The organism is Jiella avicenniae (assembly GCF_021390325.1).
In the GTDB taxonomy this organism is placed as follows: Bacteria; Pseudomonadota; Alphaproteobacteria; order Rhizobiales; family Rhizobiaceae; genus Jiella; species Jiella avicenniae.
In genome coordinates this window covers 22959-43891 of record NZ_JAJUWU010000008.1, presented here as the reverse complement: position 1 = coordinate 43891, position 20933 = coordinate 22959, and the positions used below count along the sequence as shown (strand labels likewise).

The following is a 20933-nucleotide window of genomic DNA, read 5'->3' as shown; positions in this document are numbered from 1 at the left end:
ACTGTCGGGCGCAGGGGTCCATGTGGGCCCCAAGCTATCTGGCAAACCGGTCCCGTGCGGACGCCGCGAACAAGGATAGTCGTAGCCGGGAATTTCCCGGCGTTCGGGAGGAGGACCGTCCGACGCAGCGACTTGATCAAGCGGCCGGACTTAAAGCCTCCTTCGGATCGGAACGTCTTTACGCGGCCGGCGAGCGCCGGACGCATCAGCTAACGCTAGTTTGGAGGAATGGCTCATGGCGACAATCAACAAGGTGATGGTCGGCGAATCGCTCGTCGGCGAAGGCAACGAGGTCGCCCATATCGACCTCATCATCGGACCCCGCGGTTCCGCGGCCGAGGCGGCGTTCTGTAACTCGCTGACCAACAACAAGGACGGTTTCACCACCCTCCTCGCCGTGGTCGCGCCGAACCTGCCCTGCAAGCCCAACACCGTGATGTTCAACAAGGTCACCATCAAGGGCGCCAAGCAGGCCGTCCAGATGTTCGGACCGGCCCAGACCGCCGTCGCGCGCGCCGTCGCCGACTCGGTCGAAAAGGGCATCATTCCGGCTGCCGAGGCCGACGACCTGTTCATCTGCGTCGGCGTCTTCATCCACTGGGAAGCCGAGGACGACGCCAAGATCCGCGACTACAACTACCAGGCCGTGATGGAGTCCATCGAGCGCGCCATCAAGGGCACGCCGACGGCCGCCGAGGTCGTCTCCAAGAAGGGTTCCGCCGCGCATCCCTTCGCCGGCGCCTAGACAAGAGACCATCCCGGGGAAGAGGAAAAGCCGGCGATGCCCGCCGGCCTTCTCCGGCGATTGGCCGCCAAGCTCGGCTTCCAGTAGGAAGCCTTCTCACGGGACTTCGATGGGAAAGGGGCCGCAAGGCCCCTTTCGGCTGAAATGGACAAGCGCGGGCTCGCCTCGCCGGGTCCCCGCCCGTCAGGGATTAAGGCGGGCGGCTCGTCGCAAGCGGCCTCTCCATTCCCGCTGCCTGGCGTGCTGCCTCCCGAGCGGTTAGACACCGCAGACCGAACACCCCTCGTTGGTGCGCAATTTTCAAGATGTCCCGCCCGTTCAGCTCCATCGCCTTCGTCGCCAGCGAGACCGCCGCTGCCCAGGAAGCGGCACGGCGGCTGTCGGTTCTTTACGGCAATGCCGCTGTGGATACGGCCGACGTCATCGTCGCGCTCGGCGGCGACGGCTTCATGCTGCAGACGCTGCATCGCTTCATGGATACCGCCCAGCCGATCTACGGCATGAACAAGGGCACCATCGGTTTCCTGATGAACCACTATCGCGAGGACGGGCTTCGCGAGCGGCTGGCGGCGGCAGTGGAAAACGCCATCCGCCCGCTGGAGATGATCGCGACCGACGCCGAAGGCATCGAGCACCGCGCACTGGCGATCAACGAGGTGTCGATCTTCCGCCAGTCCTATCAGGCGGCGCGACTGCGGATCTCGATCGACGGCAAGGTTCGTCTCGACGAACTCGTCTGCGACGGCGTCATGGTGGCGACGCCGACCGGCTCGACCGCCTACAACCTTTCCGCCCAGGGTCCGATCCTGCCGATCGACGCCCCGCTTCTCGCCCTCACCCCGGTCAGCCCGTTCCGGCCGCGGCGGTGGCGGGGCGCGCTTCTGCGCAACCGCCAGGAAGTGGCGATCGAAGCGCTCGAGGACGGCAAGCGGCCGGTGAACGCCGTCGCCGACGCGACCGAGGTGAAGTCGGTGAAGAGCGTCACCATCCGCGAATCCGCCGGCGACGTCTGCTACATCCTGTTCGATCAGGATCACTCCTGGGACGAGCGCATCCTCACGGAGCAGTTCCGCTACTGACGTCCCCGCCAAAGGTCGGTAGGCGCGTCCGGGACGATCCGGCAGCCGTGGCGTCGACCCCTCGGCGCTGCCGGCCTCAGCGGTGGGTCGGCTCAGGCGGCGACGGCCGCCGCCTCGCGTACAGCGTCGCGTTCCGCCTCGCCGGCGAGCCGTCGCAGCAGCATCGACGCCTCGTGCGGGATCCGGCCGCTGGCGCCCGTGGCGCTCAATCTGCCGAGGATCAGCGAGGGCACGGCCGCGGGGCGCAACGCCTTGTCGCCTCTGGCGATGGTGCGCCAGAGCGAGACCGCCTCGCCGAACAGGCAGGCGAGACCCTCATCGAGGCCGCATTCGATGACCAGAGCCCGCAGCGCCGGAGACTTTCCGCCGCCGACGATGCCGGCGACCCGGCGCTCCGAGCGACCCGAAAGGCTGGCGAGAAGCGTGATGAAGAGTTCGATGTTCCCGGTCGCCACCACCCGCACCAGCAGCGAGGGCGTCACTGCCCCGGAGCCGCGCAGATATTCGCCGAAATTCGGCATCTGACGGCTGGACAGCGCCTCGGCGAGGACGTTGGTGCCGCGTTCGGCGGCCGCGAATGCGACGACCCCCGCCCGCTTCGCCCCGAACAGATTGACGAGAAGACCCGACCCCGCCAGCGTGTCCCGGACCGCCAGCATCAGCCTGTGGCGGATCACCGGCGGCAGATCGCCCCGGCCGAGCAGCGCCTCGCGCACCCGACCATCGCCGGCGAAGCGGTCGACGAGATGGTCGAAGCTCGTATCGCCGATCGCCGCGCCGTCGTTGCAACACAGCGCAAGCGCGGCCTCGGGCTCGCCCAGTTCGGCGATCACCGCCGCGACCGGCAGCGACACCACCGGCCGCCCGGCGATCGCCCGCCGCGCCGCCGCCGAGCCGACGGCTGCGAGATCGACGAGATCCTCGGTCGAAAGAAACATGCTGCGTCCGGCGATCTCGGTTGCCACCGGCGCGACGTCGGCAGCGAGTGCGGAGACGAGCGACCGCGGCACGTTGCGGCCGGCGGAAAGCACCTTCGCCATGGCGAGGCGCACGGATGGCGCGGGATCATCGAGCAGCAGCGTCAGCGAGGCGACGATGGTGTCGCGGTCGGCGCCCCGCGCCTCGCCGTGGACGAGCGCCTCGGCCAGCATCGTCGCCGCCTCCGCACGCTCCCTGGTATTCGCTTCCCGGGCCCATTTGGCAAAACGCTGGACGATCATGGACGCTGCAACCCTCTTCCCTCGATCCGCTCGGACGGCTCCATGATCGCGGCAAAAGGTTTAGCTTTCGTTCACCATGTCCGTTCACGCAAAGGAAACTTCGACCGCGTCGGAGGCATCGGAGCCGGGGCCCGAGAAGCCGAGGGTCGGATGGCCGGGCGCCCTCAGGCGTCGGAAGCGTCGGGCAGCTTCGGACGCCGCATCTGGAAGACTTCGTCTGCGACCGCATAGTCGAGATAGCCGAGCCGTGCGAGCGGCGCGGCGAGCGCCATGTCGACCATGCCGTCCTTGAGGATCCTCTCGTCGATGTGGATGGCGACGACCTGGCCGATGACGACGGTATTCTCCGAGCGCGTCCCGTTCAGTCCTTCGGGGTGGAACCACTGGGTGACCTTGCATTCGAGCGCCGCCGGACTCTCGGCCACGCGCGGCGCCGCGACGAGGCGGCAGGGCGCTTCGCTCAGGCCGGAAAAGCCGAACTCGCTGGCGCCGCGCGGCGCCGGGGCCGACGTCCTGTTCAGCTTCTCGGCGAGGTCTCGCGTCGCCAGATTGGCGACGAACTCGCCGCTCTCGATCGCGAAGGTCGCCGAATCCTTCATGCCTGCGGAGGAGAACATCACCAGCTTCGGCCGGTCGCTGATCGCGTTGAAGAAGCTGTAGGGCGCCAGATTGACCGCGCCGTCCTTTGCGCGCGTCGAAATCCAGCCGATCGGCCGAGGCGCGACGATCGCCTTGAACGGATCGTGCGGCAGGCCGTGCTCGTTGGTATCCGTCGTGTAGAACGGCATCACTCGACCTCCGGCGCCACCGCCTCGGTGACGATTGAGGAAAGGTCCGGGCGCGGGCGCTCCGACGGCGGCTCGGTGGGCGTGCCGACATGGACGAAGCCGACCACCCGCTCCTCCGGCGCGATGCCGAGGATCGCCTTGGCCTCGTCGTCATAGGCGACCCACTCGGTCACCCAGTTGGCCGCATAGCCATGGGCATGAACCGCATTGACGAGGTTCATCGCCGCGGCGGCGCCGGAGAGCTGCTGCTCCCATACCGGGATCTTCACGTGCTCCGTGGCCGTCGAGACGATGCCGACGACGAGCGGCGCTCGGGTGAAACGCCCGGCCTCGACCCTTTCCCGCGTTTCGGTCATCCGCTCGCCTTCGCGCGAGGCCACGAGTTTCGCCAGCGCCCGGCCGATTCCCGCGGCAGCCTCGCCGCGATAGAGAATGAACCGCCAGGGCGCGAGCTTGCCGTGGTCCGGCACCCTGGCGGCGATGGTGAGGATGCGGTCGAGTTCCTCGCCCGACGGCGCGGGCTCGGCAAGCATCGGGATCGGAATCGAACGCCGGGTGGCGAGAAGGTGGGTCGCTTCGGTCAAAACGTCATGTCTCCGCTCGTGTCGCCGCAGAGCTAGGCCGCCCCGCGAAACATTGCAATTCCGCCCCTCCCGAGGCACGCCCTTGCGCGCATCGGGAAAAGCCGCGGCTTGCCTTGAATTCGTCGATCATTTGCGGTCAACACTGGACTCATGGGGGAAATGCTCTCGATCGTGCCGCGACCGCGGTCCGGCGATCCAGTTGTTTTTTGGCGGCGTGTGGCCGTGGCGGAACGACGTTCCGCCACGCAGACTCGGTTTGTCTCTGATCGAGGGGTTGCGGCGTGACCTGCGGCGGCCCGTCGAGACGTTTCTGCCGCTCGAAGACGGGGCTCCTCGCCCTGCTCGTGATGCTGGACGCCGCTGCCCTGCCCGCGATGGCGCAGCAGCCGGACGGCGGCGACGACAAGGGGTTCCTCGGCGGTCTCGGCGAGATCTTTGGCGGCAAGCCGGAAAGGCCCGGCGCCTACGCCTCGCCGTCCGCCGTGGACCTCCTGCCGAAAGGCGACGAGGTCGGCGCTCCGGGAGCCCGCCCCCTGCGCCATTTCGAACCGATCGCGCTGCCGAACAGGCCGGGCCTCCTGGAGGCCCCGACGATCGATCTGCCGGGCCTGCCGGCCTATGCGCCGCCGGCCGTCGGGCCGACCCAGAACCTGATGCGCCGGCGCGAGACGCTGTCATTGCGGGCGACCCTCTCCGAAGGCGGGCCGGAGATCCCCAACGGCCTGATCTGGCGACTGTTCTCGGCCGTCCCCTCGATCGACGGCAGTTCTTCGCTGGTCGCCTCGTCGGAAAGCCCGAGGCCCGACTTCGAGGTCTCGCCGGGCACCTACATCCTGCATGTCGGCTTCGGCCGGGCGGGCATCGTCGAGCGCATCGACTTCACCGGGCTGAAGACCCAGCAGACGGTGATCCTCGATGCCGGCGGGCTGAAGCTCAACGCCGTCGTCGGCGACGAGGGCAAGCCGCCGGCCGGACGACTGACCTTCGACGTCTATGCCGATGGCGAGGACGACGATTCCGAACACAAGCTGGTCGCCAGCGACGTGCCGCCCGAAAAGGTGGTGCGGCTGAATGCCGGATCGTACCAGATCGTCTCGCACTACGGCACCGCCAACGCGGTGGTTCGCGCCGACATCCGGGTCGAGGCCGGCAAGCTCACCGAGGCGACTCTGACCCAGCGGGCGGCGCTCCTGACGATGAAGCTCGTCCGCGACCATGGCGGCGAGGCGATCGCCGACACCGCCTGGACCATCACCACGGCATCGGGCGATCTGATCCGTCAGAGCGTCGGGGCCTTCCCGACCATGGTCCTGGCCGAAGGCGACTACGTCATCGTCGCGAAGAACAACAACAAGGTCTATCAGCGGCCCTTCACCGTCACGGCCGGCCACGATACCGACGTCGAGGTCCTCATCTCGGATCTCGCCAGCACCGAGGACGACCTGTCGGGATCGGGAGACTAGGACGAGAGGAGATGAGCTCGGCTCGTCATCCCGCTCCATCTTCCCGTTTGCACATGCTTTTTTCCCGAAAGCCCCTCCGACATTTCGGGATCATGCTCCGGCACCGCCTCGGCGGCACAGCGGCGACCGCCGCCGGCGGCTGCCCGGATCGGCGGGCTCGCCTCAGCGGTCGAGCGCCTTGACGATGTCCTCGACCATCTTCTTGGCGTCGGCCAGCAGCATCATCGTATTGTCCTTGTAGAACAGGGTGTTGTCGATGCCGGCATAGCCGGAGCCGAGGGAGCGCTTGACGAAGAGGCAGGTCTGCGCCTGATCGACGTTGAGGATCGGCATGCCGTAGATCGGCGAAGACTTGTCGTCGCGTGCCGCCGGATTGGTCACGTCGTTGGCGCCGATGACGAAGGCGACGTCGGACTGCGAGAACTCCGAATTGATGTCCTCGAGTTCGAAGACGTCGTCATAGGGAACGTTCGCTTCGGCCAGCAGCACGTTCATGTGGCCGGGCATGCGGCCGGCCACCGGATGGATGGCGTATTTCACCTCGACGCCGGCCTCTTTCAGCTTGTCGGCCATCTCGCGCAGCGCATGCTGGGCCTGGGCGACCGCCATGCCGTAGCCCGGCACGATGATCACCTTGGAGGCGTTGGCCATCAGATAGGCGGCATCCTCCGCCGAGCCCTGCTTGATCGTCCGGTCGCCCATGTCCTCGCCGCCGGCAGGGCCGCTGTCGCCGCCGAAGCCGCCGAGGATCACCGAGACGAAGGACCGGTTCATCCCCTTGCACATGATGTAGGAGAGGATCGCGCCAGACGAGCCGACCAGCGCGCCGGTGATGATCAGCGCGAGGTTCTGCAGGGTGAAGCCGATGCCCGCAGCCGCCCAGCCGGAATAGGAGTTCAGCATCGACACGACCACCGGCATGTCGGCCCCGCCGATCGGGACGATCAGAAGGACGCCGAGGGCGAGCGAGACGAGGACGATCAGCCAGAACAGGACGTGGCTCTCGGAGGCGGCGAACCAGACCACCAGGACGACGAGCAGGATGCCGAGCGCGATGTTGATGGCATGGCGCGAGGGCAGCATGATCGGCTTGCCGCTCATCCGCCCGTCGAGCTTCAGGAAGGCGATGACCGAACCGGTGAAGGTGATCGCGCCGATGGCGACGCCGATCGACATCTCGACCAGCGCCTGGCCGTGGATCGCGCCGATCGTGCCGATCCCCATGGATTCCGGCGCATAGAGCGCGGCGGCCGCCACCATCACGGCGGCAAGACCGACGAGCGAGTGGAAGGCGGCGACGAGCTGCGGCATCGCCGTCATGGCGATGCGCCTGGCGATCACCGCGCCGGCGGTGCCGCCGATGGCGATGCCGACGACGATCAGGAGAAGGCCGCCGAAGGACGGTTCGGCGAGGAACAGCGTGGTCAGCACGGCGATCGCCATGCCGACCATGCCCATCACGTTGCCCTGACGGCTGGTGGTCGGGTGCGACAGGCCGCGCAGCGCCAGGATGAACAGGACGCCGGAGACGAGGTAGAGGAAGGCGGCGGTGGATTCGGACATGATCGCTACCGCCTCACTTCGACTTTTTCTTGTACATCGCCAGCATGCGCTGGGTGACCAGGAAGCCGCCGAAGATGTTCACCGAGGCGAGGATCAGCGCGACGAAGCCGAAGGTGGTGGCAAGACCCGAGGCCGAGAGGCCGACGGCGAGCAGCGCGCCGACGACGATCACCGAGGAGATCGCGTTGGTCACCGACATCAGCGGCGTGTGCAGCGCCGGCGTCACCGACCAGACGACGTAGTAGCCGACGAAGATCGCCAGGATGAAGATCGCGAAGTGGAAGACGAACGGGTCGGCGCCGGTATGCGCGGCCGCCTCGGCGACGTGCCCGTAGCCTTCGCCGATCATCCGCTCGACGCCGCTGCGCGCCTCGTTGATCGCCGCGCCCGCATCGTTGAGGCGCTGCAGCGTATCCTGCGCGGTCTCGTTGCCCATCACTCGCCTCCCCCGGCGTTCTTGTCGTTCTTGGCCGCTCCGTCATCTTCCGCGCTCGCCTTCGGCGCGAAGTTCGGGTGCACGACCTTGCCGTCCCGCGTCAGAAGCGTCGCCTTCACCAGTTCGTCGTCGAAGTCGATCTTCAGCGCGCCGGAATCCTTGTCGATCATCGTCTCGAGGAAGGCCGAGAGGTTCCGGGCGTAGAGCAGCGAGGCGCTGGCCGAGACGCGGCCGGAGACGTTGGTGTAGCCGATGATGCGGGCCGGACCGGCCTCGACGATCTCGCCGGCCTTCGATCCCTCGACGTTGCCGCCGCGCTCCACCGCGAGATCGACCAGCAGCGAACCGGGGCGCATCGAGGCCACCATGTCCTTCGAAACGAGGCGGGGCGCCGGCCGCCCGGGAATCAGCGCCGTGGTGATGACGATGTCCTGCTTGGCAATGTGGGCGGCGACGAGTTCGGCCTGCTTGGCCTGATATGCCTTCGACATTTCCTTGGCGTAGCCGCCGGCGGTCTCGGCCGCCTTGAACTCCTCGTCCTCGACGGCGATGAACTTCGCGCCGAGCGATTCGACCTGCTCCTTGGTGGCCGGTCGGACGTCCGTCGCCGTCACCACCGCGCCGAGGCGGCGGGCCGTGGCGATCGCCTGAAGGCCGGCGACGCCGACGCCCATGACGAAGACGCGGGCGGCGGGAACCGTGCCCGCCGCGGTCATCATCATCGGAAAGGCGCGGTCGAACTCGTGCGCGGCGTCGATCACCGCGCGGTAGCCGGCCAGATTCGCCTGGGAGGACAGGACGTCCATCACCTGCGCCCGGGTGATGCGCGGCATCAGTTCCATGGCGAAGGCCGTGAGCCCGGCATCGGCCATCGCCGCCAGCGCTTCGTCCTGGCCGTAAGGATCCATGATGGCGATGACGACGGTGCCCGCGCCGTAGGAGGCGGCTTCCTCCGCCGTCGGCCGCCGCACCTTCAGGACGACGTCGGCGGACCCGACATCGTTGATCGCGCCGATCGTCGCGCCGGCCTCCTCGAACGCCGCGTCGGTGATCCGCGAGCGCGCGCCGGCGGCGCTTTCGACGACGACGTCCGCACCCTTGGCGGCGAGTTTTTTGACGGTATCCGGCGAGGCCGCGACGCGGCTCTCGCCCTCGGCCGTTTCCCTCGGAACGTAGATCTTCATGTGTCGGCTCCTCCCTCGCCCCACGTCTCGCTCGGCCCGTCTTTCAGCGGGCTTTCGCGTCCGCGTCAGCGCAAGGCGAGATAGCCGACGACGAGAACGACGACGAAGGTGAGGACGGAAGCGATGACGCCGCTGCCCATGATCAGGCCGACCATCATGCCGAGCAGCAGGGCGACGATGCCCAGCGAGCCCCATTTGAACAGGGCGATGAACAGACCGTAGGTCTTCTCGTGCTCCGGATAGTCCATCTCGGCAGCATGCGACAAATCGATTTTGACTTCCCCGGCCATCCAGCCCTCCACTCCTGTGACGCTCTCGCACATACCGAATGCGCGCGGCCCTGGCAACGCAGGGTCATGCGCATCGGCGGCGATGCGAGAAGATGCGAGTCAGGGATAGAGCCGCGCGATCGTCCAGGCGGCTTCGAGCGCGGTCCGGGTGAAGACGATCCGGTCGTGCAGCCGGAAGGCGCCGTCCTGCCAGAACTCGATCGACAGCGGCATCAGCCGGAAGCCCGACCAGTGCGGCGGCCGCGCGATCTCGCCCTCGCCGAACCGTTCCTGGTAGCGCTCGACCTCGGCGACCAGCCTCGCCCGGCTCTCGAGCGGACGCGACTGTTGCGAGGCCCAGGCGCCGACCCGGCTGCCGCGGGGACGGGAAGCGTAATAGGCGTCGGCCTCGGCTTCGCCGACGACCTCGACCGTCCCGCGCAGGCGCACCTGCCGGCGACGGCTCTTCCAGTGGAAGCACAGCGCCGCCTTGCCGGCCTTCAGGATCTGCCGCCCCTTGGCGCTCTCGAAATTGGTGTAGAAGGCAAAGCCGCGCTCGTCGAAGCCCTTCAGGAGGACGATCCGCACGTCCGGCATGCCGTTCTCGTCGACGGTCGCGAGCGCCATCGCGTTCGGGTCGTTGATCTCGCTTTCGCCGGCCTCTTCGAGCCAGCCGGCGAAGAAGGCGAACGGGTCCGCGCCGACGTCCGTTTCATCGAGTGTTAAAGGTTGGTCTGTCATTTGTGATAGTGCCTCGGAATCCACGGCAAGGCTTCAGTTCGCCGAGTTGAACGAAATATGAGATCGATGCTGCCCTACAAGACGATATGCCTTCTGGTCCTGACGGCAGGTCTGGGCGGCTGCGTCGTCGCCGGACCGAGCGTCGACGATACGCTGCTTGATCCCACCATCACCGGCTCCGTCAAGGCGCCGACGAAAATTGCCGACAGCGGCGACGATTCGGATCTGCGCATCGTTCGCAACGCCGTCTCGGCCGCGGACATCGACAAGGGCAAGGGCCGCTTCTCCTGGTCCAACCCCGAAACCGGTTCGAGCGGCGTCATCACCGCCCTGAACCAGCAGCGCGACGGCGACAGCATCTGCCGTTCCTTCGAGACCTCGCGCCAGCGTTTCGATGGAATCGCGCTCTACCAGGGGCGCGCCTGCACGATCGGTGCCGGCGAATGGGCGCTGATCGAGTTCGCCAAGCGCTGAGGCTTGCGATCGAATCGCCGGCTGCCACCCGGATCGTTCAAAAAAGCCGCCGAACCGCGCTGCCGGCGACCCGGTGACCTTCAATTTCGCCGCGGGGACGATCATATAGGCTAAGATCCTGACGGTGCGCGGACGCGCCGTCCCCCCACGCATGCGATCATGAAGGAACTGACAGCCTATGCGCGATCCCTACGCCGTGCTCGGCGTCGCGAAGTCGGCGAGCGACAAGGAGATCAAATCGGCCTTTCGCAAGCTGGCGAAGAAGTACCATCCCGACGCCAATTCGAACGATCCGGCCGCCGCCGGCCGCTTCAACGAGGCCAATCAGGCCTATGAGATCCTCGGCGACAAGGACAAGCGCGCCCAGTTCGATCGCGGCGAGATCGACGCCGAGGGAAAGCCGAAGTTCCAGGGCTTTGCCGGCGGAGATCCGTTCGGGGGCAGCGGCCCCTTCGGCGGCGGTCGCGCCCGGCCGGGCGGCTTCGAATACCGGTCCTCGACGAAGGCCGAGGATTTCGATGCCGACAGCATCTTTTCCAGCCTCTTCGAAGGCGCCTTCGGCGGTGGCGCGGGTGGGGCGCGTCGCTCGGGCGCCAGCGGAGGCTTTTCCGGCGCCAAGAAGGCTGCCTCGAAGGGCTCCGACATCGCCGCCAATCTGTCCATCGACCTTCAGGACGTCGTCTCGAACGAAAAAGTGGAGGTGGCGTTCGCCTCCGGCCGGAAGCTCGCGATCCGCCTGCCGATGGGCGTCGAGGACGGCCAGACCATCCGGCTGCGCGGCCAGGGCCAGCCCGCCCCCGCCGGCGGCGAGCCGGGCGATGCGCTGATCACCATCCGCATCACCCCCCACCGCCGGTTCCGGATCGACGGTCGCGACCTGCGCTGCGAGGTGGAAGTGCCGCTCGAGACCGCCGTCCTCGGCGGGCGGCTCGAGGTCGAGACGCTCGACGGCCGGGTGGCGCTCAACGTTCCGGCCTGGACCAATTCGGGCAAGACCTTTCGCTTCAAGGGCAAGGGGCTGACCACCAAGGAAGGCGGCCGCGGCGACCTCTATCTGAGGGCGGAAATCGTGCTGCCCGACCGGGACGAAGAACTGGCCGCGCTGATGCGCCAGCGCGCCAAGGCGCCGACCGGCAGCTGACGGCTCTGGCGCAGGCTCTTCGCCCGTGCCCGTGCCCGCCCCCGTGCTTGAAGCCCCATCCCCTCTGTGCCATACCCCGCCCGCACGACGAATTATCAAATATCCATTGGAGGATAGGGCGCCATGGATCGACCGAACGGTTTGATGGCCGGCAAGCGCGGCCTGGTCATGGGGGTTGCCAACAACCGTTCGATCGCATGGGGCATCGCCAAGGCCTTGGCCGACGCGGGCGCGGAACTCGCCCTCACCTACCAGGGCGACGCCCTGAAGAAACGCGTCGCACCGCTTGCCGAGGAACTCGGCGCCTTCCTCGCCGGCCACTGCGACGTCACCGACGAGACCACCGTCGACGCGGTCTTCGCCGAAGTCGAATCGCAGTGGGGCGGCCTCGACTTCGTCGTCCATGCCATCGCCTTTTCCGACAAGGACGAACTCACCGGCCGCTACGTCGAAACCAGCCGCGAAAACTTCCGCAAGACGATGGACGTCTCCGTCTATTCGCTGACCTCGATCACCGCCCGGGCCGAGAAGCTGATGACCGACGGCGGCTCGATCCTGACCCTGACCTATTACGGCGCCGAAAAGGTGATGCCGCACTACAACGTCATGGGCGTCGCCAAGGCGGCGTTGGAGGCTTCCGTGCGCTACCTTGCCGTCGATCTGGGCAAGCAGGCGATCCGGGTGAACGCGATTTCGGCGGGCCCCATCAAGACGCTCGCCGCCTCCGGCATCGGCGACTTCCGCTACATTCTGAAGTGGAACGAGTACAACGCGCCCCTGAAGCGCTCCGTGACGATCGACGAGGTCGGCCAGTCGGCGCTCTATCTCCTCTCGGACATGTCGCGCGGGGTCACCGGCGAGGTCCATCACGTCGACTGCGGCTATCATACCGTCGGCATGAAGGCCGTCGACGCGCCCGACATCTCGGTCGTCAAGGACAGCTGACGGAGCTCGGGCGCGAGCGCGCGGGCCGGCGTTGCGAGAGGCCCTTCTTCACCCACTTCCGCCCTCGCCCCAGCGGACCGCCCGCTGCGGCGAGGGCCGGCGCGGAGATCGGACGCGACCATGGACACAGCATCGCTGCGCAGCCTGCCGGAACTCTACCTCGCCCGGCACGGCCAGACCGACTGGAATGCCGAGGGACGGCTGCAGGGCCAGGTCGAGGTTCCGATCAATGCGCTCGGCCAGGCCCAGGCCCGGCGCAACGGCCGCTATCTGAGCAACATTCTCGGCGAGCGCGCCGAGACGTTTCGCTATCTGGCGAGCCCTCTCGGCCGCGCCATGGAAACCATGCGGCTGATCCGCGGGGAGATCGGCCTCCCCCCCGAAGACTTCGCCACCGACGACCGGCTCGTCGAAGTCGGCTTCGGCGACTGGCAGGGATCGAGCATGGACGAGCTCCGCCAGTCCGACCCGGAAGGCATCAGGCGCCGCAAGGCGGACAAATGGGGGTTCCTCCCTCCGGGTGAGAAGGGCGAATCCTATGCCATGCTCGCCGAGCGGGTCCGGCCGGTGTTCGAGTCGCTCGACGCCCCGACGATCCTCGTCGCCCATGGCGGAATCACGCGCAGCTTTCTCGCCCTCTATGCCGGGGTGCCGGGAGACGAGGCGGTGCGGACCGACATCCCCCAAGACCGGGTGCTGCACGTCGCGCGCGGCCGGCTCGAATGGGTGTGAGCGGGGCTTCCCGCCCCGTCTCCTCCGATCGGCGAACTTGATTTCTTGGCTTCAGCGTCGGACCTTCATTGCATGAGCACGATTCGATCCGTCTGCGTTTACTGCGGCTCCTCGCCCGGCCGCATTCCATCCTACAGCGCCGCCGCGCGCCACCTCGGAACGAGCATCGGCGAGGCCGGGCTGGAACTCGTCTATGGCGGCGGGACCAAAGGCGTCATGGGCGCGGTCTCGGACGCCGTGCTCGCCGCCGGCGGCAAGGTCACCGGCATCATCCCGCGATTCCTGATCGACATGGAGGCGACGGAGCGCGAGCTGAAGCGCCTCGACGAGTTGATCGTCACCGCCGACATGCACGAGCGCAAACACAGGATGTTCGAACGCGCCGACGCCTTCGTCGCCCTGCCGGGCGGCATCGGGACGTTGGAGGAACTGGTCGAGATCATGACCTGGGGCCAGCTCGGCCAGCACGAGAAGCCCGTCGTCATCGCCAACATCGACGGTTTCTGGGACCCCCTCGCCCGGCTGTTCGATCACATGAGCGAGGAAGGCTTTCTCCATTCGGCGGAGAAGGTGAAGCCGATCGTCATCGACGACGTCGGGGAGATCGTCCCCGCCCTGCTGCGGCATGGCACGGCGAAGGACGAGGGACGCGGCGAAATCATCGCGCGGATGTAGGGCCAAGCACTCCCGTCGCGAAGCCGCGGTCGAACGCGATTTCGCCGAAGGGCGGAGCGGACGGCGATGCCGAACCGGCAAATCCTCGGCCATGATTGTCGGAGAGTTCGACCAGCCGCTCTTCAGCGCCGATCTTTCGTGATGTTGCGGCAATCTCAGATCGATTGCGACCGAGATCGCATCTGCAAGTAAGAAAAACCGATTCCCGGCCCCGGAAATCGGACTTGATTTACATCCGACTTTCGGACACATCGGCTCTCGTCGGACCGATGGCTCGGTCGACACGGCTGCTGTTCTGAACGAGGGGGTGTGAGCATCGCTTTCTGGCGATGTTCCGGAGGAGCCACCTAGGGGGACTCGAGATCGATGCCGGCCGGCGAATTCCTTCTCAGTGTCTGCAATTCCTTCGGCATCTTCGCGCTGATCGCACTTCTCTACGGCTACGTGCTCAGATTCGTGGAACGTCCGCCGTTGCGAAGCGTCGCGACGGGCGTCCTCTTCGGTGTCGGCGGGTGCCTGGCGCTTGCCAACACCTTGCAGGTCGCACCGGGCCTCTTCACCGACGTCAGGGCCGTGATCCTGGTGCTCGCCCCCTTCTTCGGCGGTGTCCCCGGCGCCGTGATCGCGGCGGCGATGACCGTGACGATGCGGCTGCTTGCCGGGGGTGACGGAGCCTATGCGGGTGCTGCCAGCATCGTCGCCGTGACGCTGATCGGCCTCCTCTTCGCGCGTTTCGCGCGGCCGGACGACGGTCCGACTTCCCCGCGCTCCCTGTTGGCGCTGGGACTGTCCGCCAACATTCCGCTTCTCTGTTTCCTCGTCGTTCCGATCGACGAGGCCGCCGCGATATTTCTGAACGTCGTGATTCCTCTCACCCTCGCCAATACGCTCGGCGTCATGATCCTCGGCCCGGTCATGCTGCAGGCGTGGCAGACCCACGATCGGAACACTCGCCTCGTCGTCGAGGCCGGCACCGATCCGCTGACCGGACTGGCCAACCGGCGGGAGTTCGATCGCCGGGTCGCTGCCCTGCTCGACGAGGCCCGAACGGCGGCGAGGCCGCTGTCCGTCATCCTGTTCGACATCGACAATTTCAAGCGCGTGAACGATACGCTCGGCCATGCCACCGGGGACACGATCCTCGTCTGGGTGGCCGAGGTCGTCCGCCTCCATCTTCGAGCCGACGACCTTGCGGCCCGCTTTGGCGGCGAAGAGATCATGCTGGCGCTGCCCGGAACGGACGATCATGCGGCACTCATGATCGCCGAGCGCATCCGCTCGGCGGTGGAACGTCACGGCGCCCTCATGGAACTCCAGTACGAGCGGATCACCATCAGCGCCGGCGTCGCAACGGCCAGAGGCGGGGACACTCGCTTCGCCCGCATCTTCGATCAGGCGGACGAGGCGCTGTACGAAGCGAAACGTCGGGGCCGCAACCGCGTCCAGGCATTCGACGTTGCCTCCACCCCTCGGGTTTCCAGGCTGCGGCGGGGGACGATGGCCGTCGGCGCCTGATCGCCTCGCGAATGGCGCTTTTCGAGCGGACGGGGGCGGTGCACCGCCCCCGCTGGCCGGCGGCTCGGGCCGGCAGCCTGCGAGAGCCCAGGTGCCGGGCCCGGAGCGACGGCGGCGGCGCGGAACGGTCGGCGGACGATCGCGCCGGCAGCGTCGCCAGCCGGCGTCACGTCTTCGGCACGAACTCCGCCTCGATTTCGAGCGTGACGTCCTTGCCGACGGGACCGGCAAAGGTCTCGATGCCGTATTTCGTGCGGTCGAAGGTCATCGTCGCCGAAAAACCGACGGTCGGCAGCTTGGAGACCGGATGCGGCTTCACAACCGTGTTGTAGGTGACGTCCATCGTCTCCTCGTGGGTCTGGCCGTGCAGCGTCAGGTCGCCGGTCACCCGGCCGGTCTTGTCGCCGGTCACCTCGACCGACTTGGAGACGAATTTGGCTTCGGGAAACTTCGCCGCGTCGAGGAACATCTCGCTTTCGATCTCGTCGTCGAAGCTCTTGTCGTCGGCGGGATAATGCGTGTCGACCGAGGCCGGATCGACGTTTGCCGTCAGCTTCGACCGGGTCACGTCGTCGGGGTCGAGTTCGAGCGTCACCGAAATGTCCGCGAAGCGGCCGATATAGGTGGAGAGGCCGAAATGGGAGACCTTCCACAAGACGTTGGTGTGCAGCGGATCGTTGACGTAGGTTCCGGCGTCGATGTCGATGGTCTGCGCGGCGGCGGACGTCGCCAGCGCAGGTGCCGAGAGGACCGATGCCGAGAGGCCGAGAACGAGGGCGGGGACGATTGACCGCATGAAGGCTCCTTGCCGTTGCGAACTTGGCCGTGCGGCGGCCGAAACCCCGGCAGCGGCTCGCCGAAGAAGCTACCGGGGACGCGGCAGAAAGAAACCCGCCCGACGCGCAATCCTGCGTGACGGTTTGTTCATCGCTGCGCATGATTTCGTCACCTTCGCGCAGCCGTAGGATCGGGCGCCCCTGCCCTTGCGCTTGCGCGAGCCGCTGCCGCGCCTATCTCAAGGCCACGGGACGGAGCCGCATGGCTATCCGTCCCGCTTGTTTTTCGAAGAATGAGGAATTCCCCTGCCCATGGCCGAGAAGCGTTCGACCCCGAAGATCGAAGTCCGCACTGCGACGACCAAGGACGTTTCCGCCATCATCGCCCTGTCGGCCAAGGTCTTCAAGGACGAAGCGCCCTATACGCGCGGCATGGTCATGGGCCAGCTCTCGGCCTTTCCGGAAGGCCAGTTCGTTGTCGTCTACGAAGACGAGATCGTCGGCTATGCCGCGACGATGATCCTGCCCGAGGCCAAGGTGATGAAGCAGCACTCCTGGGCCGAGGTCACGGGCGGCGGCTATGCGGCGATGCACGACCGCAAGGGAGACTGGCTCTACGGCATCGAAGTCTGCGTCGATCCGGAGCGGCGGCGGCTTCGCATCGGCAAGCGGCTTTACGACGCGCGCCGCCGGCTGTGCATGGACCTCGACCTGAAGGGCATCGCCTTCGGCGGCCGCCTGCCCGGCTACAAGCGCCACGCCCGAAAATACGGCACGCCCGAGGCCTATCTCGAGGCGGTGCGCAAGAACGAACTCACCGATCCGGTCGCGTCCTTTCATCTCAAGGCCGGCTTCGAACCGGAATTCCTCCTGAAGAACTACTACCCGCTCGACACCGCTTCGGGCGGCCACGGCGTGCTGATGGTCTGGCAGAACCCCTATTACGATCCCGAACAGGCCAAGCAGCCGGTCAATCGCTCCAATCCCGACGTCGTGCGCATCGTCACGGTTCAGATGGAAGCGAAGAAGATGGCGACGACCAGGGAGTTCTACGACGCGGTCGAATATTTCGTCGAGGTGGCAGCCGAATACGACGCCGACTTCGTGGTCTTCCCGGAACTCTTCACGCTGATGCTGCTCTCCGCCGAGCCGGAGGAGCTGAAGCCCGAGGCGGCGATCGCGCGGCTGACGGAACACACCTCGGAATTCGTCGAGCGGCTGACCGAGATGGCGATCCGCCGCAACATCAACATCATCGGCGGCAGTCATGCGACGCGCACCGACGACGGCGAGATCCAGAACGTCGGCTATGCCTTCCTACGTGACGGCTCGGTGCATGCCCGCGAGAAGATCCACCCGACGCCGAACGAGCGCCAGTACTGGCACATCCAGGGCGGCGACCCGATCGACGTGATCGAGACCGACTGCGGCCCGGTCGGCATCATGATTTGCTACGATTCCGAATTCCCCGAGATCGCCCGCCGCCTCTGCGACCAGGGCGCGCGTATCCTCTTCGTGCCGTTCAACACCGACACCCGGCACGGCTATCTGCGGGTTCGCTACTGCTGCCAGGCGCGGGCGATCGAGAACCAGTGCTACGTCGTGACGAGCGGCATGACGGGAAATCTCGCCAACGTCGACAATCTCGACATCGAATACGCCCAGTCCGCCATCTTCACCCCATGCGACTTTCCCTTCGCCCGTGACGGCATCGCGGCGGAGACCTCGGAGAACGTCGAGATGGTCGCCGTCGCCGACCTCAACCTCTCGACCCTGTCCTGGGCCCGCTACGAAGGCTCCGTCCGCAACTTCCGCGACCGGCGGCTGGATCTTTATCGCACCCGCTGGTCGGACGGGGGGTGATCCGACCCGACGACCACGCAATCATCATTTGCCCAAAACTTCCACTATGGTATATAGGTTATGTCGAGCGCAGTCGTTAGGACAACCTATGTTTTTGTGCCAAACAGAGAAGTATCGGCGGGCGTTATACATTCTCATATTTTTTATGACGTCATCAGCCGGCGGTGTCGAACTTTCAATTCACACGGACGGAGGATTTTCCTGCGAGTACTGCCTGAACGATCCACCGATGTCGTGCGTCTTGTCTGGGAAGATCAGCGCTGGCGATCTTCAAGTAATATCCGATTATATTGGAAGAAGGACGAGTGGTTACAAGAATGACAATGGTGATAACGCCATTCTTTGCGAAAATATATACTTAAATAGTCCTGGGGGAGATTTTTACGAAGCCCTTCGCATCATGGAGTACATCCATGATGCGATGATTACAACAACGGTTCGAGACGGAGAAAGATGCGTTTCTGCCTGTGCCCTCATATGGCTCGGAGGGGCGAGGCCAGATGGTCACAGCCTTGATAACCCACATACCGACAGACGATTGGCGCCAAGCGCAATTCTCGGATTCCATGCTCCTTTCCCCGTTGATCGCGGCGGAAATTTTTCTTCTTTCGAGATGACAAACGCATTTGTGAAGGCCTTCGCAGTCGCTCAACAAATGTTGGCAACGTTCGCACGATATCGCATTCCAATGTGGTTCGCCGCGAATTTGATGCACGCTGATAAGAACGGATTTTACTACATTGATACCGTCGAGAAGGCTAATTTGATCGGAGCAAAGCTGCTCGTTGATACCAATCTTTCAGTTGAACCATCCGCTGAGCAGCTACTGCGTGCGTGTTTCAACCTAAGTCATTGGGGCAAAGGAAGATCCGCATATCTCGCACTTGGTACGACGTTTTCTCGAAACGGAGACACATATTTTTCCTTTGATCAATACAAAAAAATGATATATTCGGGTCGGCTCCGCCAGTTATCTTTCAAAATGATGGATAGTATACAGTCGTTTATCCCTAATACAGCTGCGCGTGGCGCGGATTTCCTACTTAGCCAAATTGATGCAAGAAGTGATTCTGCCTACCAGGGTGATGAAACTCTTGCGTTTTTTCGATTTCTGGCAACCCGGCTAGGACCGGCGTTTTACGCTGAATCTCCTGGTTTTCTGGTTTATCGAGGTGGGGAGAACGATTTCCCGTCCAAGTGGATTCTGTTTCCAAGTCCCGGGGTGGTGGGTCCTGACGACCAAAATATACGAGATCGCGCGGAGCTCTGTTTGTTCGCTCAATATCGAAATTACGGCGGAGCGAAGAATTCTGGCGATTTTTACGGGACCGAGATCAATGATACGAATGGCCCGCAGAATCTGCCGATATTCTTTCTAGGACTTCCCGCAAATACCCTATTGACTGAACTACTGGACATGTCTGGGTCGAGTTCGGCACTGAATAGGGATATCGTTCCCAATCGAGCCTCCGATACGCCGCGACCCGGATGGTGCGCTGGTGCATCAACCAAGATTGAAGTATACATTTGCTCTGACACCATCCTTTCTAGTTTGGATGCCGAGTACGGCTCTCGATACTTAGCCGCAAAGGCGGTCAACCCGATCCAAGCGCGCGCCATTGCCAAGCAAACGATGGTCTCCCGCAACAGTTGCTTGCTAAGCAACCAATGCATCGCAGCCTCATACGAACGGGCGATTTCCGCATTTGGATCAGTTAGCCGATGATCCTAACGATGAAGATATCTACGCTGTCGGTTTATGTACGCCTTCGCGGCCTCAGCAGCGACCACGTATAGATCGCCAGCGCCGACCAGATGAAGGCGAAGGCGAAGAGTTGCCAGCCGCTGAACGGCTCGCCGAACAGGAACACGGCCGTGAAGAACAGGAGCGTCGGCACGATGTATTGCAGGATGCCGATCGTGGTGAAGTGGAGGAGCCGCGCGCCGGCGGCGTAGAGGATGAGCGGCACGGCGGTGAGCGGGCCGGCGGCGAAGAGCAGCGCGGTCTCGAAGCCGTCCACGAGGAAATGCGTTTCGGGAACGAACAGCGCGACGAACACGATCGACGGGACGACCAGGATCGCCACTTCGAGGAAGAACCCCTCCGTGGCGCCGACCGGGACCGTCTTGCGCAACAGCCCGTAGGTGCCGAAGCTCATCGCCACGACCAGCGAAATCCAGGGCAAGCCGCCGGCCTTCACCGTCAGGATGGCGACGCCGATGGCCGCCAGCGCGATCGCCACCCCCTGGAGACGCGTCGGCCGCTCGCCGAGAAAGATCGCCGCCAGCGCGACGTTGACCAGCGGATTGATGTAGTAGCCGAGCGCCGCGTCGATGGCCTGGCCGGAGCCGATGGCATAGACGTAGGTGCCCCAGTTGACCGAGATCAGCGTGGCCGTGAGGGTCGCGAGGGCCAGGGTGCGGACCTCGCGGAGATGGCCCAGCGCATGGCGGAACGTCCCCTGCCAGAGGAGGATCGCGACGGCCATCGGCAGCGCCCAGACGATCCGGTGCGCCACCACCTCGACCGGCGAGACATGCGCCAGCATCTTCATGAAGACCGGCATGACGAAGCCCCACGCGCCGTAGGCACAAAGGGCATAGACGAGACCCTGGCGACTTTCGCCCTGGGAAGATTGCATGGACGGACCTTCTGCGGCGGGAGCATATCGGCGCAGCCCTAGCAGACCGGACCGTGTGCTTCAGCCCGATTTCCCGTGATCTTGCCATCAAGAATTCT

At 65.3% G+C, this 20933-nt stretch carries 21 protein-coding genes; 11 read left to right on the top strand and 10 right to left on the bottom strand.

Translation table 11 applies throughout. From position 1 onward, the window contains the following. Positions 1-235 precede the first annotated feature (235 nt). Both fae and LZD57_RS09185 read left to right on the top strand, forming a co-directional pair. On the top strand, positions 236-745 hold the full coding sequence (fae, locus tag LZD57_RS09190; RefSeq protein ID WP_163463509.1) for a formaldehyde-activating enzyme: 510 nt from the start codon (positions 236-238) through the stop codon (positions 743-745). A gap of 305 nt (positions 746-1050) precedes the next feature. After that, positions 1051-1824, top strand: coding sequence for an NAD kinase (locus LZD57_RS09185; RefSeq protein ID WP_233719323.1), 774 nt, complete (start codon positions 1051-1053; stop codon positions 1822-1824). A 92-nt stretch (positions 1825-1916) separates the two neighbouring features. On the opposite strand, the gene LZD57_RS09180 is transcribed toward LZD57_RS09185, so the two are convergent. From LZD57_RS09180 to LZD57_RS09170, 3 genes are all read right to left on the bottom strand, one after another. Then, positions 1917-3044, bottom strand: coding sequence for a DUF2336 domain-containing protein (locus tag LZD57_RS09180; protein WP_233719322.1), 1128 nt, complete (start codon positions 3042-3044; stop codon positions 1917-1919). A 164-nt stretch (positions 3045-3208) separates the two neighbouring features. Further along, a complete protein-coding gene (locus LZD57_RS09175) occupies positions 3209-3832 on the bottom strand; it encodes a flavin reductase family protein (protein ID WP_233719321.1) in 624 nt (207 codons plus the stop codon). After that, the gene (locus LZD57_RS09170; protein ID WP_233719320.1) at positions 3832-4416 is read right to left on the bottom strand and encodes a nitroreductase family protein; all 585 of its coding nucleotides are present in this window, start codon (positions 4414-4416) and stop codon (positions 3832-3834) included. The genes LZD57_RS09175 and LZD57_RS09170 overlap by 1 nt, the downstream gene beginning before the upstream one ends. A gap of 281 nt (positions 4417-4697) precedes the next feature. Here LZD57_RS09170 and LZD57_RS09165 point away from each other — a divergent pair, with 281 nt between their 5' ends. Beyond that, positions 4698-5879, top strand: a complete 1182-nt coding sequence (locus LZD57_RS09165; RefSeq protein ID WP_233719319.1) for a hypothetical protein — start codon at positions 4698-4700, stop codon at positions 5877-5879. Between the two features lie 162 nt (positions 5880-6041). On the opposite strand, the gene LZD57_RS09160 is transcribed toward LZD57_RS09165, so the two are convergent. From LZD57_RS09160 to pdxH, 5 genes are all read right to left on the bottom strand, one after another. Then, the gene (locus LZD57_RS09160) at positions 6042-7442 is read right to left on the bottom strand and encodes an NAD(P)(+) transhydrogenase (Re/Si-specific) subunit beta (RefSeq protein ID WP_233719318.1); all 1401 of its coding nucleotides are present in this window, start codon (positions 7440-7442) and stop codon (positions 6042-6044) included. Positions 7443-7455: 13 nt separating this feature from the next. Further along, a complete protein-coding gene (locus LZD57_RS09155; protein ID WP_233719317.1) occupies positions 7456-7878 on the bottom strand; it encodes a proton-translocating transhydrogenase family protein in 423 nt (140 codons plus the stop codon). Next, a complete protein-coding gene (locus tag LZD57_RS09150) occupies positions 7878-9062 on the bottom strand; it encodes a Re/Si-specific NAD(P)(+) transhydrogenase subunit alpha (RefSeq protein WP_233719316.1) in 1185 nt (394 codons plus the stop codon). The genes LZD57_RS09155 and LZD57_RS09150 overlap by 1 nt, the downstream gene beginning before the upstream one ends. Before the next feature lie 65 nt (positions 9063-9127). Further along, positions 9128-9352: an aa3-type cytochrome c oxidase subunit IV gene (locus LZD57_RS09145; RefSeq protein WP_233719315.1), complete on the bottom strand. Its 225-nt coding sequence runs from the start codon at positions 9350-9352 to the stop codon at positions 9128-9130. A 99-nt stretch (positions 9353-9451) separates the two neighbouring features. After that, positions 9452-10072 (bottom strand): pyridoxamine 5'-phosphate oxidase, encoded by a 621-nt coding sequence (pdxH, locus tag LZD57_RS09140; RefSeq protein WP_233719314.1) that lies wholly within the window; start codon positions 10070-10072, stop codon positions 9452-9454. 66 nt (positions 10073-10138) lie between these two features. Here pdxH and LZD57_RS09135 point away from each other — a divergent pair, with 66 nt between their 5' ends. The 6 genes from LZD57_RS09135 (at position 10139) to LZD57_RS09110 (ending at position 15554) form a co-directional block, all read left to right on the top strand. Continuing rightward, positions 10139-10546, top strand: coding sequence for an RT0821/Lpp0805 family surface protein (locus LZD57_RS09135; RefSeq protein ID WP_233719313.1), 408 nt, complete (start codon positions 10139-10141; stop codon positions 10544-10546). 178 nt (positions 10547-10724) lie between these two features. Further along, the gene (locus LZD57_RS09130; protein WP_233719312.1) at positions 10725-11687 is read left to right on the top strand and encodes a DnaJ C-terminal domain-containing protein; all 963 of its coding nucleotides are present in this window, start codon (positions 10725-10727) and stop codon (positions 11685-11687) included. Between the two features lie 123 nt (positions 11688-11810). Next, complete coding sequence (fabI, locus tag LZD57_RS09125; protein WP_233719311.1) at positions 11811-12632, top strand: enoyl-ACP reductase FabI; 822 nt, start codon at positions 11811-11813, stop codon at positions 12630-12632. A 120-nt stretch (positions 12633-12752) separates the two neighbouring features. Beyond that, a complete protein-coding gene (locus tag LZD57_RS09120) occupies positions 12753-13364 on the top strand; it encodes a histidine phosphatase family protein (RefSeq protein WP_233719310.1) in 612 nt (203 codons plus the stop codon). Positions 13365-13436: 72 nt separating this feature from the next. After that, positions 13437-14039: an LOG family protein gene (locus LZD57_RS09115; RefSeq protein WP_233719309.1), complete on the top strand. Its 603-nt coding sequence runs from the start codon at positions 13437-13439 to the stop codon at positions 14037-14039. A 366-nt stretch (positions 14040-14405) separates the two neighbouring features. Then, entirely contained in the window at positions 14406-15554 is a 1149-nt protein-coding gene (locus LZD57_RS09110; protein ID WP_233719308.1) for a GGDEF domain-containing protein, read from the top strand. Positions 15555-15720: 166 nt separating this feature from the next. Here the strand turns inward: LZD57_RS09110 and LZD57_RS09105 are convergent, their stop codons facing one another. Continuing rightward, positions 15721-16350: a YceI family protein gene (locus LZD57_RS09105; RefSeq protein ID WP_233719307.1), complete on the bottom strand. Its 630-nt coding sequence runs from the start codon at positions 16348-16350 to the stop codon at positions 15721-15723. A gap of 292 nt (positions 16351-16642) precedes the next feature. Between LZD57_RS09105 and LZD57_RS09100 the strand changes: the two genes are divergently transcribed. Further along, positions 16643-18193: a bifunctional GNAT family N-acetyltransferase/carbon-nitrogen hydrolase family protein gene (locus LZD57_RS09100; RefSeq protein WP_233719306.1), complete on the top strand. Its 1551-nt coding sequence runs from the start codon at positions 16643-16645 to the stop codon at positions 18191-18193. A 241-nt stretch (positions 18194-18434) separates the two neighbouring features. After that, a complete protein-coding gene (locus tag LZD57_RS09095) occupies positions 18435-19919 on the top strand; it encodes a hypothetical protein (protein WP_233719305.1) in 1485 nt (494 codons plus the stop codon). Between the two features lie 31 nt (positions 19920-19950). On the opposite strand, the gene rarD is transcribed toward LZD57_RS09095, so the two are convergent. Further along, positions 19951-20835: an EamA family transporter RarD gene (gene rarD, locus LZD57_RS09090; protein WP_233719304.1), complete on the bottom strand. Its 885-nt coding sequence runs from the start codon at positions 20833-20835 to the stop codon at positions 19951-19953. Between the last annotated feature and the right edge of the window lie 98 nt (positions 20836-20933).

Coding starts and splice junctions, on each gene's coding strand:
- fae (WP_163463509.1), top strand. CDS start 236: ATGGCGACAATCAACAAGGTGATGGTCGGCGAATCGCTCGTCGGCGAA.
- LZD57_RS09185 (WP_233719323.1), top strand. CDS start 1,051: ATGTCCCGCCCGTTCAGCTCCATCGCCTTCGTCGCCAGCGAGACCGCC.
- LZD57_RS09180 (WP_233719322.1), bottom strand. CDS start 3,044: ATGATCGTCCAGCGTTTTGCCAAATGGGCCCGGGAAGCGAATACCAGG.
- LZD57_RS09175 (WP_233719321.1), bottom strand. CDS start 3,832: ATGCCGTTCTACACGACGGATACCAACGAGCACGGCCTGCCGCACGAT.
- LZD57_RS09160 (WP_233719318.1), bottom strand. CDS start 7,442: ATGTCCGAATCCACCGCCGCCTTCCTCTACCTCGTCTCCGGCGTCCTG.
- LZD57_RS09155 (WP_233719317.1), bottom strand. CDS start 7,878: ATGGGCAACGAGACCGCGCAGGATACGCTGCAGCGCCTCAACGATGCG.
- LZD57_RS09150 (WP_233719316.1), bottom strand. CDS start 9,062: ATGAAGATCTACGTTCCGAGGGAAACGGCCGAGGGCGAGAGCCGCGTC.
- LZD57_RS09145 (WP_233719315.1), bottom strand. CDS start 9,352: ATGGCCGGGGAAGTCAAAATCGATTTGTCGCATGCTGCCGAGATGGAC.
- pdxH (WP_233719314.1), bottom strand. CDS start 10,072: ATGACAGACCAACCTTTAACACTCGATGAAACGGACGTCGGCGCGGAC.
- LZD57_RS09135 (WP_233719313.1), top strand. CDS start 10,139: ATGCTGCCCTACAAGACGATATGCCTTCTGGTCCTGACGGCAGGTCTG.
- LZD57_RS09130 (WP_233719312.1), top strand. CDS start 10,725: ATGCGCGATCCCTACGCCGTGCTCGGCGTCGCGAAGTCGGCGAGCGAC.
- fabI (WP_233719311.1), top strand. CDS start 11,811: ATGGATCGACCGAACGGTTTGATGGCCGGCAAGCGCGGCCTGGTCATG.
- LZD57_RS09120 (WP_233719310.1), top strand. CDS start 12,753: ATGGACACAGCATCGCTGCGCAGCCTGCCGGAACTCTACCTCGCCCGG.
- LZD57_RS09115 (WP_233719309.1), top strand. CDS start 13,437: ATGAGCACGATTCGATCCGTCTGCGTTTACTGCGGCTCCTCGCCCGGC.
- LZD57_RS09110 (WP_233719308.1), top strand. CDS start 14,406: ATGCCGGCCGGCGAATTCCTTCTCAGTGTCTGCAATTCCTTCGGCATC.
- LZD57_RS09105 (WP_233719307.1), bottom strand. CDS start 16,350: ATGCGGTCAATCGTCCCCGCCCTCGTTCTCGGCCTCTCGGCATCGGTC.
- LZD57_RS09100 (WP_233719306.1), top strand. CDS start 16,643: ATGGCCGAGAAGCGTTCGACCCCGAAGATCGAAGTCCGCACTGCGACG.
- rarD (WP_233719304.1), bottom strand. CDS start 20,835: ATGCAATCTTCCCAGGGCGAAAGTCGCCAGGGTCTCGTCTATGCCCTT.